Genomic DNA, 19337 nt, shown 5'->3' on the forward strand with positions numbered 1-19337 from the left:
GCCGCTACTTAAAGCAGCGACTTCTTATAGGAATTATTTTTCTTTCTCCAAAGTTGATTCGTAATAAGCAGTAGCAGCCTTAAATTCTTCGTCATCTGGAATTACAAGTTCGCCCTCTTCACCTTCACCTACTACTTTAAATAAATATACTGAACCATCTTGAGGATTTTGAACTAAAGCAAATTCTAAATCATTATATACAAAGCCGTCTATAACATCACAGGAAACTACGTTTCCATGTTCATCTTCAAGTTCTACTGAAAATGTCTCGTGCTCATGATCTTCACACCCACAATCGCATTCATGTGAATGTTCTTCATGTTGATGTTCATTTTCTCCACATCCACACCCATCTATACTACATGCATTAACTTTTTCATTTTCACTCATTATTACATACCTCCTTTTTGTGTCATATCTTAATTTTACCCTTAAAATGAAAATAATAAAAGGGGTTTTACTAAAATTTATATTATTTTATTAAAAAAGAGAGGAAAGTGTTACCTTTCCTCTCTTTTTTAAATTTATTATATTATCTATCTGCTAAGAATTTATAAGATTCTAATCTTTCTTTAGCATCTTGTTCAGTTTTAGCAAATAATTCATCAGCCTTATCTGGGTATACTTTCTTTAATGAAGCAAATCTTACTTCACCTAATAAGAATTCTTTGAAGTCACCAGTTGGCTCTTTTGAATCTAAGCTAAACGGATTCTTTCCTGCTTCTTTAAGAGTTGGGTTAAATCTATACATAGCCCAGTATCCACAATCAACAGCTTTTTTCTCTTCAAGTTGACTACATCCCATACCAGCTCTTAGTCCTTGGTTTATACATGGAGAATAACCTATGATTAATGATGGACCTGGATAAGCTTCAGCTTCAGTAATAGCCTTTATAGTCTGATTTTTATCAGCACCCATAGCTATTTGTGCTACATAAACATAGCCATAGCTCATAGCCATCATTCCAAGATCTTTCTTCTTAGTTCTCTTACCACCAGCTGCAAATTGTGCTATTGCTGCTGTTGGAGTAGATTTTGATGATTGACCGCCTGTATTTGAGTAAACTTCTGTATCAAATACAAATATGTTTACATCTTCACCTGATGCAAGTACGTGATCTACACCACCATAACCGATGTCGTAAGCCCAACCATCTCCACCAAATATCCATTGTGATTTTTTAACTAAATGATCTTTAGCATCGAAGATTTCTTTTACAGTAGCATTGCTATCTTTTTCTGCTTCTAATAATGGTAATAATTTAGCTGTAGCTGCTTTTGATTCATCAGCTAAGTCCATGTTATTTACCCATTCAGTTAAAGCTTCTTTTAATTCTTGTTTTGCATCTGAAGCTATAAGTTCATTTGCTTGTTGTGCTATTCTCTCTCTTAATTGTTTAACACCAAGATACATTCCTAACCCAAACTCAGCATTATCTTCGAATAATGAGTTAGCCCAAGCAGGACCTTGACCTTTATGGTTAATTGTATATGGTGTAGCTGGTGCACTACCACCCCAGATTGAAGTACAACCTGTTGCATTAGCGATCATCATTCTGTCACCATATAATTGAGTTATAAGTCTTGCATAAGGAGCTTCTCCACAACCTGCACAAGCACCATTGAACTCAAGTAATGGCTGTTCAAATTGACTACCTTTTACTGTTGTTTTGTTCATTGGATTTTCTTTTGGTGAAAGATTAAGTGCATATTCAAAGTTATCAGCTTCTTTATATTGTGATTCAGCTGGTTTCATTACTAATGCCTTTTCCTTTGCAGGACAAACCTGAGCACAGTTTCCGCATCCTGTACAATCAAGAGCACTAATCTTTATTGCAAAATTAAGTTTTTCAGCAGTTTTTAATCCCATTGCTGGCTTAGTTGTAAATCCTTCTGGAGCATTCTTAGTTTCTTCTTCAGTTAATAAGAATGGTCTTATTACAGAGTGAGGACAAACATATGCACATTGGTTACATTGTATACATTTATCTACTTGCCATTCAGGAATATTAATAGCAATTGCTCTCTTTTCATAAGCTGCAGTTCCATTAGGATATGTTCCGTCTTCATAACCATTGAATGCACTTACAGGAAGTTTATCTCCTTGCTGTCCATTCATTGGTTCAAGAATTTCAGTTATGAATTTAGGTTTAGCTTTTACAACTTCTTCTACCTTTTCATCCTGTGCTTCTTTCCAAGCTGCTGGAACATCTATCTTAACTATAGCATTTACACCTAAATCTATAGCATCATTATTCATCTTAACAACTTTTTCACCTTTTTTACCATAAGAAGTTACAACTGCTTCTTTTAAATATTTTATTGCATCATCAACTGGTATTATGTTAGCTAATTTGAAGAATGCTGATTGCATGATCATGTTGATTCTTCCGCCAAGACCTATGCTTTGAGCTATCTTTACAGCGTTTAATGTATAGAAATGTATGTTATGTTCAGCAATATATCTCTTCATTTTTGCTGGTAAATGAGTTTCAACTTCTTCAGGAGACCAGATACTGTTAAGTAAGAAGTTACCACCATCTTTTAATCCTTCTAAAAGATCATATTTGTAAACATAAGATTGATTATGACACGCAACAAAGTCTGCTGTATTTATAAGGTATGGTGATTTTATTGGTTTTTTACCAAATCTCAAGTGAGAAATTGTAATACCACCTGATTTTTTTGAATCATATGCGAAATAACCTTGAGCATACATGTCTGTATGGTCACCTATGATTTTTATAGCGCTCTTGTTAGCACCAACTGTACCATCTGAACCAAGTCCCCAGAACTTACAAGCTTTAGTTCCTTCTGGAGTAGTATCGATTTTTTCAGTAGTAGGAAGTGAAGTGAATGTTACGTCATCATTTATTGCTATTGTAAATCCGTTTTTAGGTTCAGCAGCATTTAAGTTGTCATAAACAGCTAATATGTCACTAGGAACTGTATCCTTTGAACCTAATCCATATCTTCCACCAACTATTACAGGTTTTAAATCACTTTGATAGAATGATGTAACAACATCCTGATAAAGTGGTTCACCAAAGCTACCTGGTTCTTTTGTTCTATCAAGAACAGCTATTTTCTTAACTGTTTTTGGTATATATTTAAAGAAGTGTTCAACTGAGAAAGGTCTGAATAAATGTACTTTTAATATACCTACTTTTTCGCCCTTAGCGTTTAAGTAATCTATAGTTTCTTCAATTGCATCGCAAATTGAACCCATTGCAATTATTATTCTCTCAGCATCTTCTGCTCCATAATAATTAAATAGATGATATTCTCTTCCTGTGATTTTACTGATTTCTCCCATATAGTTTTCAACTATTTCTGGAAGTGCGTTGTAGTATTTGTTTGATGCTTCTCTTCCTTGGAAGTATACATCAGGATTTTCTGCTGTACCTCTAGTTACTGGGTGTTCTGGATTTAAAGCATTATCTCTAAATGCTTTAACAGCATCCATATCTAATAATGGTCTTAAATCTTCATAGTCTATAACTTCAATTTTTTGTATTTCATGTGATGTTCTAAATCCATCAAAGAAGTTTATAAAAGGAACTTTTCCCTTTATTGCAGCTAAATGTGCAACTGCTGATAAATCCATAACTTCTTGAACACTACCTTCTGCAAGTTGTGCAAATCCTGTTTGTCTTGCAGCCATAACGTCCTGATGATCACCAAATATGTTTAATGATTTTGTTGCTAATGCTCTTGCACTTACATGAAATACTGATGGTAAAAGTTCACCAGCTATTTTATACATGTTTGGTATCATTAACAGCAATCCTTGAGAAGCTGTAAATGTTGTTGTTAAAGCTCCTGCCTGAAGTGAACCATGAACTGCACCTGCAGCACCTGCTTCTGATTGCATTTCCATTACTTTAACAGTTTGACCAAATAAATTTTTTCTACCTTGTACTGCCCATTCATCAACATGTTCTGCCATAGGTGATGATGGTGTTATAGGATAAATTGCTGTAACATCAGTGAAAGCATAAGCTATGTGTGCTGCTGCAGTGTTTCCATCCATAGTCTTCATTTTTCCCATGTAAAACCCTTCTTTCTCATAATTTAATAAATCATAATCCTTAGGCATCTTCAAAAAAAATAAGTTCATCAATCAGATGATTTTGCATAATGCAACGCCCTAGAAGAACCAGTTAAGACTATTTAGTATTAGTATAACATTTTTCATTGGATTATACAAAATTATCTTGCAATATTAGTTTATTTTTTTCAGATACTTTAGCTAGTGAAAAGATTATTGCTTTAGATAGTTTAACCATTTTGTAAGCAATTATTATTCACAAGAACAAAAAAGAGGAGCCACATAAAGTGACTCCTCTTTTTTGAAAATGACTAAGATATAAACATGCTAACATGTTTTACCTTCCTTAATATACAAGACGTATTTGCAAGCAAATAAGCCTTGTAAAATATTATTTATAAAGTTCTACTAACTTTAATAAATGTTCATAACGTTCCATCGCAGCTTTCTCATTTTCACTGAATAGTTTTTCAGCACGTTCTGGGAATGCACGTTTCAAACGAGTGTAACGTGTTTCGTTATTCAAGAATTCTTGGTATGTTCCATCACCTGGTTTAGATGTAAGAGTGAATGGATTCTTTCCTTCAGCCTTAAGTTCAGGATTAAAGGAGAATAGATTCCAGTATCCAGATTTTACAGCTGCTTTCATTTCATCCTGGCAGTGGTTCATACCACCTTTAACTCCGTGAAGTTCACAAGGTGCATATCCAATTATTAATGATGGTCCGTTATAAGCTTCTGCTTCAGCAATAGTTTTAAGAGTTTGAGCTGGATTAGCACCAAGAGCGATTTGTGCTACATATATGTAACCATAGCTCATAGCGATTTCAGCAAGACTCTTCTTTCCAACATCTTTACCAGCAGCAGCGAACTGACAAACTTCACCGATATTAGAAGCCTTAGAAGCTTGACCACCTGTATTAGAATACATTTCTGTATCGAATACCATAACATTTACGTTCTCTCCAGAAGCAAGTACATGGTCAAGTCCACCGAATCCGATATCATATGCCCATCCATCTCCTCCAAGAATCCATACTGACTTCTTAGCAAGGTACGCTTTCTTTTCAAGAACTTCTTTAGAAAGATCACAGCCTGCAGCAGCAGTTTTTTCAAGTTCAGCTACAAGTGTAGTAACAGCAGCAGTGTTTTCTTTTGTGCTTTCTTTTGTTTCAATGAATTTAGCAGCAGCAGCTTTAAACTCAGCAGATGCCTTATCATCAGCAGCAATCTTCTCAATCTTAGCAATTACCTGATCACGAAGGGTCTTCTGTCCAAGATACATACCAAATCCATGTTCTGCATTGTCTTCAAATAATGAGTTAGCCCATGCTGGACCTTTATTTGAATCTTTGTTTACTGTATATGGACAAGTTGCAGCAGGACCACCCCAGATTGAAGAACATCCTGTAGCATTTGAAATATACATTTGTTCACCAAAGAGTTGTGTAAGTATACGAGCATAAGATGTTTCTGCACAGCCTGCACAGCTTCCTGAGAACTCAAGGAGCGGCTGATTAAACTGAGATCCCTTAACTGTAGTATCAGCAGGAATTCCAGGTTTCTTACCTACATTTGCAACTAAGTAATCAAATACTGGCTGTTCATGTAATTGAGTTTCTTGAGGTACCATTGTGATAGCCTTTGTAGGACATACTGTAATACACTCTCCACAGCCCATACAATCAAGAGGAGTTACACTCATTGTAAATTTGTAATCTCCAGCTTTTGGCTTAGTATTAGCAAGTTTAATATTATCAGGAGCTGCTTTAACTTCGTCTTCGCTAAGCATGAAAGGACGAATTGTAGCGTGAGAACATACAAATGCACAGTTATTACACTGAATACATTTTTCTGGATTCCATTCTGGAACCAATACAGCAGTACCACGCTTTTCATATGCTGAAGCGCCTAATTCGTACTGTCCGTCTGGATTCTCTGCAAATGCAGATACAGGAAGACTGTCACCATCCATAAGTCCGATAGGATTCATAAGATCATTAACCATCTTAACTGTTTCTGGACGACCTGTAAGTTCTGGAGCTGGAGCATCTGCTTCTGGATTTGACCATGAAGCTGGAACTTCTACTTTATGAACAGCATCTACACCAGCATCAATTGCTTTGTAGTTCATTTCTACAATTGCATCGCCCTTTTTACCGTAGGATTTCTTAGCAGCAGCCTTCATAAAGCCAACAGCATCATCAATTGGCATAACATTTGCTAATTTGAAGAATGCAGATTGAAGAATAGTGTTAGTACGTTTACCCATACCAATTTCAATTGCTTTATCAATAGCATTAATTGTGTACAATTGAATGTTGTTTTCTGCAATATATTTCTTAGCAGCAGAATTAAGCTTAGAATCAAGTTCTTCATCTGACCACTGGCAGTTAATCATGAATATTCCGCCTGGCTTAACATCCTGAACCATCTTGAATCCTTTAACAACATAAGATGGGTTATGGCATGCAACGAAATCAGCTTGATTTATGTAATACGGACTTCTAATTGCCTTATCACCAAAACGAAGATGAGAAATTGTTATTCCACCAGTCTTCTTAGAGTCATATTGGAAGTATGCTTGAATAAATTTATCTGTATGATCACCAAGAATCTTTGTAGAGTTCTTGTTAGCACCAACAGTACCATCACCACCAAGACCCCAGAATTTACACTCTACTGTACCAACTGCAGATGTAATAGGAGCTGGCTTAACTTCTGGTAAACTTAAGTTAGTAACATCATCTACGATACCAAGTGTGAAACGAGCTTTAGGAGAATCTTTCAAAAGTTCAGTATACACAGCAAATACAGATGAAGGAGGAGTATCCTTAGAACCAAGTCCATAACGACCATTTGATAATGTAACATCATTAAGTCCTGCTTCACGAAGAGTTGTAGCAACATCAAGGTATAATGGATCACCTAATGCTCCTGGCTCTTTTGTACGATCAAGAACAGCAACCTTCTTAGCAGTCTTAGGAAGAACTTTAAGAAGACTATTAGATACCCATGGACGATATAAACGAACTTTAACTAGTCCAACTTTTTCTCCTTTAGCTGTTAAGTAATCAATAACTTCCTCAGCCACATCACAAATAGATCCCATTGCGATGATGACACGGTCAGCATCTGGAGCTCCATAGTAATTGAATAAATCATAGTTTGTACCAAGTTTTTCATTTACCTTAGCCATGTATTTTTCAACTACAGCTGGTAAATTATTATAAGCTGTGTTAGATGCTTCACGATGTTGGAAGAAAACATCTCCATTTTCATGAGAACCACGCATAGCTGGTTTTTCTGGATTTAATGCATGCTCACGGAAAGCTTTAACAGCATCCATATTGCACATTTCTTTAAGATCTTTATAATCCCATTTTTCAATTTTTTGAATTTCATGTGATGTACGGAATCCATCAAAGAAATTGATGAAAGGAACTTTTCCTTCAAGTGCAGCAAGATGTGCAACAGGACTTAAGTCCATAACTTCTTGTGGATTTGTCTCAGCAAGCATTGCAAAACCCACCTGACGACAAGCATATACGTCACTATGATCACCAAAAATGTTAAGTGCATGTGATGAAACTGTACGTGCAGATACATGGAATACACTTGGAAGCATTTCACCAGCAATCTTGTACATATTTGGAATCATTAAAAGAAGACCTTGTGAAGCTGTAAATGTAGTAGTAAGTGCACCTGCAGCAAGTGAACCGTGAACAGTTCCTGCAGCACCTGCCTCAGACTGTAGTTCTACAACTTTAACCTGATTACCGAAAATGTTCTCTTGACCTGCAGCAGACCACATATCAACACTATCAGCCATTGGGCTTGATGGTGTAATTGGGTAGATACCAGCTACTTCAGTATAAGCATAGGCTACATGTGCAGCAGCTGTATTACCATCCATTGATTGTTTAGCTCTTGACATATTAAATTTCCTCCTTATTATTACGCCCTATTAATCGGCATAATTTCATCATTACTATTAGACTTTGCAAAGGCATGACCATGTTATTTATCATTTCTGTCAAAGTATATGTGAAAAAGCAATGATACAAACAATTTTATATTAATAATTATATTAATAAAATATTTGATGATTATTTAACGATTTAATTATAATACTCTAAATTAGGTTTTACAAGACGAATTTTAGATTTTTATCATACTTTTTGTATTTTATTTTGCTGTAGTATAACACATAAAAAAAAGTAATACAGATTTTTTTATGCTGTAATATAACAGAAAATATAAGTGATACAGAAAAAATAAATGATGAATGATGAAAAATTGATTATGATCTTCCTCAATTATTCATTCTTCATCATTTACACAAAATTTGTTGAATTAGGTTATATTTTGTTAAATAGAGTTTAGCTTCTGATAGCTTTAAAATATACTGATTTACTCTTTATTTCTCATAACCTTAATTTAAGCTAATTATAGAGCTAATAACTTACCAAGTTCTTCTGCTTTTGTTATTTCTTCAGCTGTAGGAGCCTCTTTAACTGCAAGACTTCCCTTTACGTCGAATTTTTCGTCTACCATTCTTGTTATCCAGTCTTCCATGAATTTTCCATTATCCCAACCATATGAGCCAAATAATACAACTGGCATGTTGTTTGGAGCGAGTATTCTTATTTCTTTTATAAATGGTTCCATTTCTTCTTGTTCAATTCTATTATTATCCATTGATGGACTTCCAAGTGCAACAGCATCGTAGTTAGTAATCTCTGTTGGTTTAACATCTCCAACTAACTTTAAATCTACTTCTGCACCAGCTTTTTTAGCGCCTTCTGCAATATGGTTTGCCAACACCTCAACATTTCCCATATTACTCCAATATATTACAGCAATTTTTTTCATTTCGACCACTTCCCTCTATAAATTGATATTTTACTAATTATATTGATAATTATTTAACAATTTTATTATAATACTACATTTTACCTTTTACAAGAATTAAATTTATATTAATCTCAATTTATCTGAATTTCTTTATAGTGTCCTTTATTTTACCTACAAGAAGTTCTTTGTTCATTTCATCAATATTATCTATAGAATCCAAAAGTTTTATTAACTGATTTTTTAGATTAGAGTTACTATTAATTTTTTTTAACCTCATTCTTTCATTTATATGAACGATATCTCCAGATCTCACTATTCTTGTATTATATCCTTTTTCCCTTGTAAAATTCAAAAAACTTTCCTCTGCTTCTTTTTCCCCATGTACTAGAAATATTTCTTCTGGTTTTTTACTGAAACTATCTAGCCATTGAATCAAACCATCTCTATCAGCATGCCCTGATAGTGCTTCAATATTATATATTGAAGCATTTACTGCAAATTCTTCTCCAAAAATTTTTACTTTTTTTGCTCCATTTACAATATTGTACCCCAGTGTTCCCTGAGCTTGATATCCTACAAAAACTATGGAACACTCTTTCCTCCACAAATTATGCTTTAGATGATGTTTAATCCTTCCCGCCTCGCACATACCACTAGCAGAAATAATCACTGCACCAGATTGAATCTTATTTATTTTCGCTGAATCTTCCTGACTATTAGTGAAAATTAACCCATCAAACTTAAGCGGATTACTTCCATCATCAAATTCACTTTTAGTTTCCTCATCAAAGCAGCTGCTGTATTTCTCAAATATCTTTGTGGATTCTGCCGCAAGGGGGCTATCTACAAACACCATCAAATTGCCTAGTTCTCCATTTTTTCTAAGTTTACTGAGTTCATATAAAATTTCCTGTACTCTTCCCACAGCAAAGGAAGGAATAACAACATTGCCACCCCGATTGAAGGTTTCTTTTATTATATTTGTTAACCTATGCAATTGGCTATTTAAATTGTCGTGCAACCGATTACCGTAAGTGGTTTCCATTATGAGATAATCTGCATAATCCAGTATTGTAGGATCTCTCATAATTGGAATGTTTACATTGCCTACATCTCCTGTATACACTATTTTCACCTCATCTTTTTCCTCCTCTTTTATAAATATTTCTACAAAAGCAGATCCTAAAAGATGACCTGAATCTCTAAATCTGATTTTAAATCCATCAAAGATCTCCATGGTGGTATTGTAGGGTATACCTGTAAATAGATATATGGATAATCTGGCAATAGCCGCCGTATAAAGTGGTTCTATTAAATCCAATCCCTGTCTTCTTCTTCTTTTGTTCTTCCATTCTACTTCCATTTCCTGAATGTAACCACTATCTGCAAGCATAGCTTCGCAGAGGTCTTTTGTAGCATTCGTACAAAAAATCTGCCCTTTAAAACCTTTTTTATAGAGTAGAGGTATTCTTCCACTGTGATCTATATGGGCATGTGATAATATTACGTAATCTATTTCTTTTGGGTCAAAATTAAACCCATCATTTCCCCTTTCTTTTTCATCCTTACCTTGATATAGCCCACAATCTAATAATATTGTTTTATTACTTACTCTTAAAATATGACAGGAACCTGTAACACATTCAGCAGCACCATAAAATTCTAATTTCATATTTCACATCCCCTTTCTATAATTTTATTATACAGTGTATCTTTCATTTTTCGCAATAATTTTAATATTTCAAATTAAAATGTTTACTTTTACATGTTAAATAAAATATTATAAAAAAATAATAAAAGACTATGAAAGTATATTTACACTTCATAATCTTTGATATTGTCAATTAATATAAACCATCGTTATTTACAGTAATTATCAATACATAAGCTACTAATAAATTTTTTTTGGATTTATTATAAATATAGTTATTTATAAGCTAAGCTTTTTTAGAATATTTATCTATTATATTTATAATATTATTAACTCCGTTTTTTACAGGACTTTCATTCATAGCTTTTATATATTTATCTTGTTCTCTACTGAGCTCATTTAATTTCTTTATAAGCAGTTCACTATTCAGGCTTTCCTCTTCTATAACCATACTATACCCATGATTTTCAAAGGAGGCTGCATTTAAAATCTGATCACCTCTACTGGACTTCTTTGAAAGAGGAATTAAAATATTGGGCTTTCTAAGGGCTAGAAGTTCAAAAATCACATTGGCACCTGCTCTTGAAATCACTAGATCTGCTGCATTCATTAGATCCGGCAGTTCATCCTTTACATATTCAAACTGCTTATACCCTTTTTTGTCTTTTAGTCCATCTTCTAAATTTCCCTTACCACAAATATGAATTACATTGTACTTTGATAAAATACTATCAATATTTTTTCTAATAGTATCATTTATTACTTTGGAGCCAAGGCTTCCACCTATAACAAAAACAACAGGTTTATTTAAATCAGAAAATTTACATAATCTTAGTCCATTCATTCTGCTGCCTTCAAGCAGCTCTTTTCTTATAGGCGTTCCTGTAAGTACCCCTTTATTTCCCTTTATATTTTCTATGGACTCCGGAAATGTAACACAAACTTTAGTACAATAAGGTGCCGCCAATCTATTTGCAAGCCCAGGGGTAATATCAGATTCATGTGCTATTACAGGAATTTTACATAGATGTGCTGCTATTACTACTGGAACTGTTACAAATCCACCTTTTGAAAATACTATATCTGGCTTTTCTCTTTTCATAATACCTATTGATTGAATTATACCTCTTAGAACCTTAAAGGGGTCAGAAAAATTTTTTATATCAAAGTATCTTCTGAGCTTTCCACTGGATATAATATGATATTTAATATTTTCTCCTTGTATTATATTTTTTTCTATACCATTTTTAGTACCTATATATTCTACTTCATAGCCTAAAGCTGTGAGCTTCGGCATTAATGCCAGATTAGGCGTAACATGTCCTGCCGAACCTCCACCTGTCATAATTATTTTATGCTTCTTCAAAAAAAGCACCCCCAACAAAATTTTTATTAATTACACTTGCTTTTATAGATAGCTAAAGCTGTTCATTCTTTAATATAAAACAAAACTATAAACTCCTGAATAATCCTTCTAAACTTAACAGGAGTACAAATTTACTGAAAATAATATTTATTAATATTTTGAGGTTCTAAAATCTACAACTCTCATTTGTAAATATTTTCTATCCCTAAATACATTTATAAAGGGTATATAAACTAAATCCAATTTTATACTAGTGTTATCCACTAGGGCCTGATCTAAGGAAATATTATAGAAATCCTTAAGCATTTGCTGAAATTCCTCTACCTTTCCAAAACATATGCCGGTTATTACTTTTTTATGATTTTTCGAGCATACTTGAAATTTTAATGTATTTTTAATTTCCCTTCCTAAAAGCTGTATATTGTTCACAAGTACATTCTTTTCCCCTAATAGAGGAGATGCATTTCCTTTACCAAAGGGCTCTAATCTATTTATTTCATTAACCAATTTTTCATCTATTTCTTCCAACGGAACCTGCTTTTCTAATCTCAGTTTAGGTATTATATCTTCTTCTGTCAAATTGCAGTTTTCATTAAGTTTTTTCCTAAGTAAAGGAATATTTTCTTCTCTTATTGATAACCCTGCTGCCATGGGATGTCCCCCAAATTTGTGAAATAGATCTTTACATCTTATTAACTCTTCAAATAAGTTATATTCCTCAATAGATCTGCCTGAACCCTTGGGCATTTCTGTTCCATTAGTAATAACTATAGTTGGTAAATTAAATTTTTCCCTGATCTTCCCCGCTACGATTCCAGCTATACTCTCGTGAACATTTTCATTATATACCACTAAGACTCTATCATATTTCATATCTGAATTTTCTATATTATTTATTATTTCATCTACACACTTCACCGTCATTTCTTGTCTCTTTTTATTTAGTGCCACCAGTTCCCTTGAAAGTGAAATTGCTTCGTTTTTATCCTCCGTTAATAACAGGTTAACAGATAACTCCGCAGTTTCTAGCCTTCCAGTAGCATTTATACAAGGCCCTATTAGAAATCCAACGGTATGAGAAGTAATTTTCTTATTTTTCATTTCTAAAGTTTCAAGAAGAGTATTTATGCCCCGATTTTTACTATTACTTAAAGTGTTTAATCCAAGCTTTGCAATAATTCTATTTTCATCCACTAAATCAACTACATCACATATAGTTCCAATACAAGCAATCTCAATATAGTCATAAGCTTCCCTCTCATCTATTCCCATCTTGGAAAATAGAGCCTGAGCAAATTTAAAGGCTATGCCGGCACCACATAATAATTTAAAAGGATAGGTACAATCCTGCTGTTTTGGATTTATTATTGCATCTGCTTTTGGAATAATATACTTTTTATTTTTTTTCTCATCTTCAGTAAAGGGTAATTCATGGTGATCTGTTACTACCACCTTAAGACCTAATTCTTTTGCAAATTTGATTTCTTCAAGGGCAGAAATTCCATTATCACAAGTTAAAACTGTATGAAATCCCTGTTCTTTAAGTATTTCTAATCTTTCCTTGCTAAGTCCATATCCTTCTGTTTCCCTGTCAGGTATATGATAACCCACTTCAGCTCCACACTTTTTTAATGCCTTATACATTATAACGGTGCTTGTTACTCCATCAGCATCGTAATCTCCATAAATAACTATTTTTTCTCTATGTAAAATACTATTCTTTATTATATCTGTTCCCTTATCCATATCCTTCATAAGAATAGGACTATATAAGTCCTTTTCCTCAGCATTTAAAAATCTATTTATATCAACTATATTTTTTATCCCTCTATTTGCCAATATTTTGGCTGTAGTAGTAGTTATATTTGCTCTTCTTGCTATATAGTTAATGTCTGCATTGGTTCTTTTAAGCATCCATCTTGTCATTAAGCTATCACCTCATTATTACACTTTCAAAGTATACCACATAGCGATAATAACGTCACTTGAAAACTCAATATTTAAGAATATCATTTACAAAATCTATATCTATCCTTTTAAGCTATTAATATATTGAAAATTAGCTATGGTTTTAATTGTCAACACAGAAAAATAGATAATACATGACTATAAATGTATTATCTACAAAATTATCCACAATGCTTCATTTAGCAGCTAGTTGTAGGATAAACTTCTTTTTCACGCTCTTTATTTCTAAATCCTTTATTCTTACCTATAGTTCTTCCTATAGTTGTAATCTTACCTGTAATACAGGATCTACAGTGAGCTGGTGTATCATTTATGCAAATCTTACCTGGATATAGTGCATATAGCTCCCTGTATTCCCCTTCTGTTATATTTGGCATTACCACATTTGCTCCACTTTGAAGTGCAATTATTCTGCCATTTTTATTTAGTGTTTCCATTGCCGTAGTAGCCGGTATATTTATGTCTTTTAAAAGAAGCCTAGTTAGAGCCATAACCTTAAGACTCAAATAAAATTCTCCTCCCATTTCATCCTTTAAAGGTGTATCTGCATTGGGAATAAAAGGCCCAATACCAATCATATCGGCACCAATTTCCTTAAAAAAAAGTATATCCTCTGCTAAAGAGCCAATATTCTGATTTGGTAGTCCCACAAGGCAACCACTACCAACTTCATAACCTAACTTTTTTAAATCTGATAAACATCTTTTTCTGTTTTCATGACTCATAAAGGGATCCATAGCCTCATATAATTTTTTATCCGTGGTTTCAATTCTTATGAGATACCTATCTGCCCCAGCTTCCCTATATGCCTTGTATTCTTCATAAGTTTTTTCCCCTATGCTAATAGTTACTGCTGCATTCATCTTTTTAATATTGCTTATAATGTATTTCATTTTATCTACAGTATAGAATTCATCTTCTCCGGATTGAAGTACAAAGGTTCTATAACCATACTCAGTACCTTTTCTTGCCAATTCAATTATTTCATCTGGCATCAACCTATACCTTTTTACATTTTTATTTCCTGCTCTTAAACCACAATACATACAATTTCTCTTACATATATTTGAAAATTCTATGAGACCTCTTAAATGTACTTCATCACCCATATATTTTTTTCTTATTTTATCTGCTGAATCAAATAATTCCTGATTATATTGTGAATCTTTAAGAATTGCTATTATCTCAGCTTTTGTCAAATCATTTGTATATTCAGCTTTTTTTATCAAATCCAAAATATTATCCATATTTCCTCTCCCACCCAATAAATGTAATTTATGAAATATATAATACGTTACACCCTTTATTTGCAAATAAATACTATTTTTAGAATACATTACACCCCTGTGGTTATAAACAAACACCCTGGAGTTCAGTTAATTATATGTTAAATAATAAAACTTAGGAAGTCAATATTTGAATTGTGGGATCTTTTAATATTTTTTTTGCTGTACACATTATTTCCCTTTCTTCTATATTTTCATGTGAATAGTCAATTAAACTAAATAAATCAAAGTTGTCATACATAATTTTATTTACAGCTAAAACCTTAGAAAGTTCTATAGACTTTTCAAGTTGTAATTCCCTCTTTAATTTAATACTATTTAGCATAGGTTCTATATTGTTCTTAGAGAAAAGATAACTAAAATTATCTATATTTGATATATGCCTATTTATTATTTCAATAGCTTTATCCACATTTGTTATAGAAGTTCCCATAGATATAGTAAAAAGTTTAATACCATTTTCATTTTTTATGCTGCTAAATACGTCATAAGCCAAGCCATTTTTAGTTCTTATATCATCATATAGAATACCGCTGGTTCCACTTCCAAATTTATAGTTAAATGTATTAAGGGCTGCCATTTCGCCTTCTGTCAGTTTATCTATAGTAAAACAATACTGTATTTTAGCCCCTTCAATTCCAGCTTTGTTTTTTATGAAAATCCCTTTAGAATTTTTTTCATAAATTATATCCTTACTATGTGTCTTCTGTCCCTTCCACTGCGTCATATATTTTTCAACTACATTTAAAACCTCCTCATATCTCAGAGAAGAAACTACACTTATAACACAATTATCTGGATTATAATATCTATTATAAAAATCTCTCACATCTTTTAAAGAAAAATTTTTTATACCATCTTCATTTCCGATTATGCAGGTTTTAATTCTTCTATTTCTAAAAGCATTATTCAATAGCTCATCTTCGCACAGCTGAAAATTATCATCTTTCCATTCCTTTAATTCTTCACAAATTACATCTATCTCTTCTTTAAAGCCTTCTTCTGGAAAAGCTGGTTCTTTAACTATTTCAGAATATAAATCAAAACCTTTAGAAAAATCCTCTGATAAAGTTGTGCCATAATAGATTGCATAAGGAAAATTAGTCATAGCATTATTAAAACCAAATATTTCATCACATAGTCTATTTATTTTAAGTTCATCTCTTTTAGAGGTACCCTTAAAAAGCATATGTTCTACTACATGAGCGATTCCCATTTCATTTTCCTCTTCCATTAATGCCCCTGCATTGAAACCTATGCAAAAAGAGGTTATCTTACCCTCTCTATGTTCATAAACCAGATTTATACCATTTTGGATCTTACAAATTTTCATAATATCACCACCATAAAATAATACTTATTTGAATCCCTTCCCACCCAGTTGCAATAAAAATCTCGAGAAATCAATCTCGAGACTTAAATTTATTCATTTATTATATAAGGTATAGTAGTCAAGGCAATGTTTCTTCTGTTTAGAAGCACACTTTTCACAAAAAGTGAAGTTTGATTATGAAGAGCATGATGCCACCACTTTTTAACTACAAACTGAGGCATTACAACTGTTATGGTATCTTTAGGTCCTAAAACAAATTCCTCCGACTCTATAAACTTAACAGAGGTCCTACTAAACTTCTATAAGGAGAACTCTTTATAGTAAGTGGGATACCTACATTGTATTCCTGCCATCTCTTTTTTAATTTTTCTGTGGATTCTACATCTACAGATACATGAAAAACAATAATATCCTCTGATAAGGCTCTAGCATAATTAAGAGATTTTAAGAAGGATTTATTTAAAGTGTCTATAGGAACGATAACATAATTTCTGTTGGCCCCATAATGTATTTCCTTGGGTTTTATATCAAGCGGAAGTCTAAGGGAATCTGCCACCTTATTATAATGATTCTTAATTCTCATCATTATAAATACTAATATGGGTATTAACAGACATACAATCCATGCACCATGTACAAATTTAGTAACTCCTATTACAATAGCCGTAATACAGGTTATTAGGGCTCCAAAACCATTTATAAAAGCTTTATGCCTCCAATTTCCTTCCTTTTTTCTAAGCCATCTCATTAACATTCCTGATTGTGAAAGGGTAAAGGATATGAAAACTCCAACAGCATATAACGGCAGCAAATAATGGTTTTCACCGTTAAAATGTATGAGCAATATACTGGCCGCTACAGCTAAAACTACGATACCATTGGAAAAGCTCAATCTAGTTCCTCTCTTGGAAAGTTGCCTTGGTGCATATCCATCCCTTGAAATTATGGATAATAAAAAAGGAAAATCCGCATAAGCAGTATTGGCAGCCATAATAAGTATTAAAGCAGTAGTTCCCTGAATCACATAAAACATAAATCCATTTCCAAATACTTCTGTAGCAATTTGTGATATAACTGTTCTATCAAGGCTTGGAACTGCCTGATACATTGTAGCAAGATAGGATATACCTGTAAATAATACAAAGGCAATGCATCCTAACATTAAAAGCACTTTTTTTGCATTTTTTTGGCAAGGTTCCTTAAAGTTAGGGATACCATCACTTACGGCTTCCACACCAGTTACAGCAGTACATCCACCTGCAAAAGCCTTTAAGAATACAAGAAAAGTAAGTTGTCCAGCAAAGTCCGGTAATTTTTCTATGGCTTTAGGAGTATATCCAAAAACTTTTACCCTTACAATACCCACTACTATCATAATTATCATGCTTATAATAAACAAATAGGTTGGAATTCCAAAAAGCCTTGCAGAATCTTTAAGCCCTCTAAGATTACCAATGGTCATTATAATTACAATTATAAGACATATAGTGACCTTATAATGTAAAAGCTCTGGTATTGCTGAGGTAATTGCACTGGCTCCTGATGAGACACTTACTGCTACTGTTAAGACATAGTCTATGCAAAGAGAAGCACTGGCAATAAGGCTTGGAATTGTACCTAAATTATCCTTAGCAACTATATAAGATCCTCCACCCTTTGGATAACTATCTATAGTTTGTCTATAAGAAAACATAAGTATAAACAAAAGCAAAACTATTGAAAGAGCCACATAGAGCATCTTCTGAAATGCCATGATTCCAATAGCAGGAACCAGTATCCAAAGTATTTCTTCTCCAGCGTAGGCCACTGAAGAAATAGCATCACTTGAAAGAATTGGCAATCCCCAAAACACATTAAATTTTTCAGCTTTTAATTCCTCTGTTTTTAGAGATTTACCTAATAAAAAACCTTTTATTTTGTTAAACATCTTCCACCTCTAGTAAAAACTTTTCATCTTCTTTGTGCATTTTACAAATATCTACACATCTAAAAATAAATCATAACAAAGTATGCCACTATACCGAGTAATTATTTTTTCAGATATCTTAAATAAAGTATCACTAGTTGATTATATCTTACAAATAACATTTATTAAAACTATTTATCAGTGTAAATTTTCTCTAAATAGCTCATATAAACTATTTATTTTTATATATCATAGAATTAAATGCACTTAACTCCTTTTTTCATCATTTTGCAGTTCTTTCTACAAAATTTAATAGCATTCCTTCTTTTAAGTTATCTGCTTTAGCTTTACCAACTATTTTTTCTGTTAATTTTAATCCAAAGTATATAGCAGTAGCAGGACCTCTGCTGGTAATAATATTTTTATCTTCCACCACTATGTCTTCTATATAATCAGCTGCCTTTAGTTCTTCTTTAAAATCTGGATAAGAAGTTATTTTATGTTTCCTATAGATATCAGCTTCCTTCAAGACAATAGGGGCAGCACAAATTGCTGCAACAATTTTATTATCCTCATAAAAATTCTTTACTATTTCTATAACTCTTTTATTTTCTTTAAGATTTTTTGCTCCAGGCATACCTCCAGGAAGTACTACTGCACCATATTCATTTTTATTAATTTCTTCTATTAATTTATCTGCCTTTACTTCAATGCCATGAGACCCTTTTACAAAACTGCCAGCTATGGAACAGGTATCACATTTAATATTTGCCCTTCTCAGTATATCCACTACAGTAAATGCTTCTATTTCCTCAAATCCTTCTGCAATAAATAATAAAACATCAATCATATTTAGACTCTCCCTCCATAATCTTTCATTTTCTTTAATATACACCTGACTATATTACTTCCTTTGACT

The 19337-nt window shown here is 32.9% G+C and carries 10 protein-coding genes and 1 pseudogene; all 11 read right to left on the bottom strand.

The genetic code is table 11. The annotated features are described in order from the left end of the window. Window positions 1-33: 33 nt before the first annotated feature. Window positions 34-390, bottom strand: a complete 357-nt coding sequence (locus CLOPA_RS14020; RefSeq protein ID WP_015616106.1) for a DUF1292 domain-containing protein — start codon at window positions 388-390, stop codon at window positions 34-36. Window positions 391-532: 142 nt separating this feature from the next. After that, the gene (gene nifJ, locus CLOPA_RS14025; protein WP_015616107.1) at window positions 533-4051 is read right to left on the bottom strand and encodes a pyruvate:ferredoxin (flavodoxin) oxidoreductase; all 3519 of its coding nucleotides are present in this window, start codon (window positions 4049-4051) and stop codon (window positions 533-535) included. Between the two features lie 391 nt (window positions 4052-4442). Beyond that, a complete protein-coding gene (gene nifJ, locus CLOPA_RS14030; RefSeq protein WP_015616108.1) occupies window positions 4443-7988 on the bottom strand; it encodes a pyruvate:ferredoxin (flavodoxin) oxidoreductase in 3546 nt (1181 codons plus the stop codon). Window positions 7989-8500: 512 nt separating this feature from the next. Continuing rightward, on the bottom strand, window positions 8501-8926 hold the full coding sequence (locus CLOPA_RS14035; protein ID WP_015616109.1) for a flavodoxin: 426 nt from the start codon (window positions 8924-8926) through the stop codon (window positions 8501-8503). A 118-nt stretch (window positions 8927-9044) separates the two neighbouring features. Continuing rightward, entirely contained in the window at window positions 9045-10580 is a 1536-nt protein-coding gene (locus CLOPA_RS14040; RefSeq protein WP_015616110.1) for an MBL fold metallo-hydrolase RNA specificity domain-containing protein, read from the bottom strand. 265 nt (window positions 10581-10845) lie between these two features. Next, window positions 10846-11925, bottom strand: a complete 1080-nt coding sequence (locus CLOPA_RS14045) for an undecaprenyldiphospho-muramoylpentapeptide beta-N-acetylglucosaminyltransferase (RefSeq protein ID WP_015616111.1) — start codon at window positions 11923-11925, stop codon at window positions 10846-10848. 150 nt (window positions 11926-12075) lie between these two features. Next, window positions 12076-13851 carry a single-stranded-DNA-specific exonuclease RecJ gene (gene recJ, locus CLOPA_RS14050; RefSeq protein ID WP_015616112.1) on the bottom strand — a complete coding sequence of 592 codons (1776 nt, stop codon included), beginning with the start codon at window positions 13849-13851 and terminating at the stop codon, window positions 12076-12078. A 221-nt stretch (window positions 13852-14072) separates the two neighbouring features. Then, complete coding sequence (gene hydE / locus CLOPA_RS14055) at window positions 14073-15140, bottom strand: [FeFe] hydrogenase H-cluster radical SAM maturase HydE (RefSeq protein ID WP_015616113.1); 1068 nt, start codon at window positions 15138-15140, stop codon at window positions 14073-14075. Between the two features lie 154 nt (window positions 15141-15294). Then, on the bottom strand, window positions 15295-16512 hold the full coding sequence (locus tag CLOPA_RS14060; protein WP_015616114.1) for a M16 family metallopeptidase: 1218 nt from the start codon (window positions 16510-16512) through the stop codon (window positions 15295-15297). A gap of 89 nt (window positions 16513-16601) precedes the next feature. After that, window positions 16602-18439 (bottom strand): annotated as a pseudogene (locus CLOPA_RS14065) (APC family permease). Between the two features lie 262 nt (window positions 18440-18701). After that, on the bottom strand, window positions 18702-19268 hold the full coding sequence (locus tag CLOPA_RS14070) for a DJ-1 family glyoxalase III (RefSeq protein WP_015616115.1): 567 nt from the start codon (window positions 19266-19268) through the stop codon (window positions 18702-18704). Between the last annotated feature and the right edge of the window lie 69 nt (window positions 19269-19337).

This window comes from Clostridium pasteurianum BC1, assembly GCF_000389635.1.
Taxonomy (GTDB): domain Bacteria; phylum Bacillota; class Clostridia; order Clostridiales; family Clostridiaceae; genus Clostridium_I; species Clostridium_I pasteurianum_A.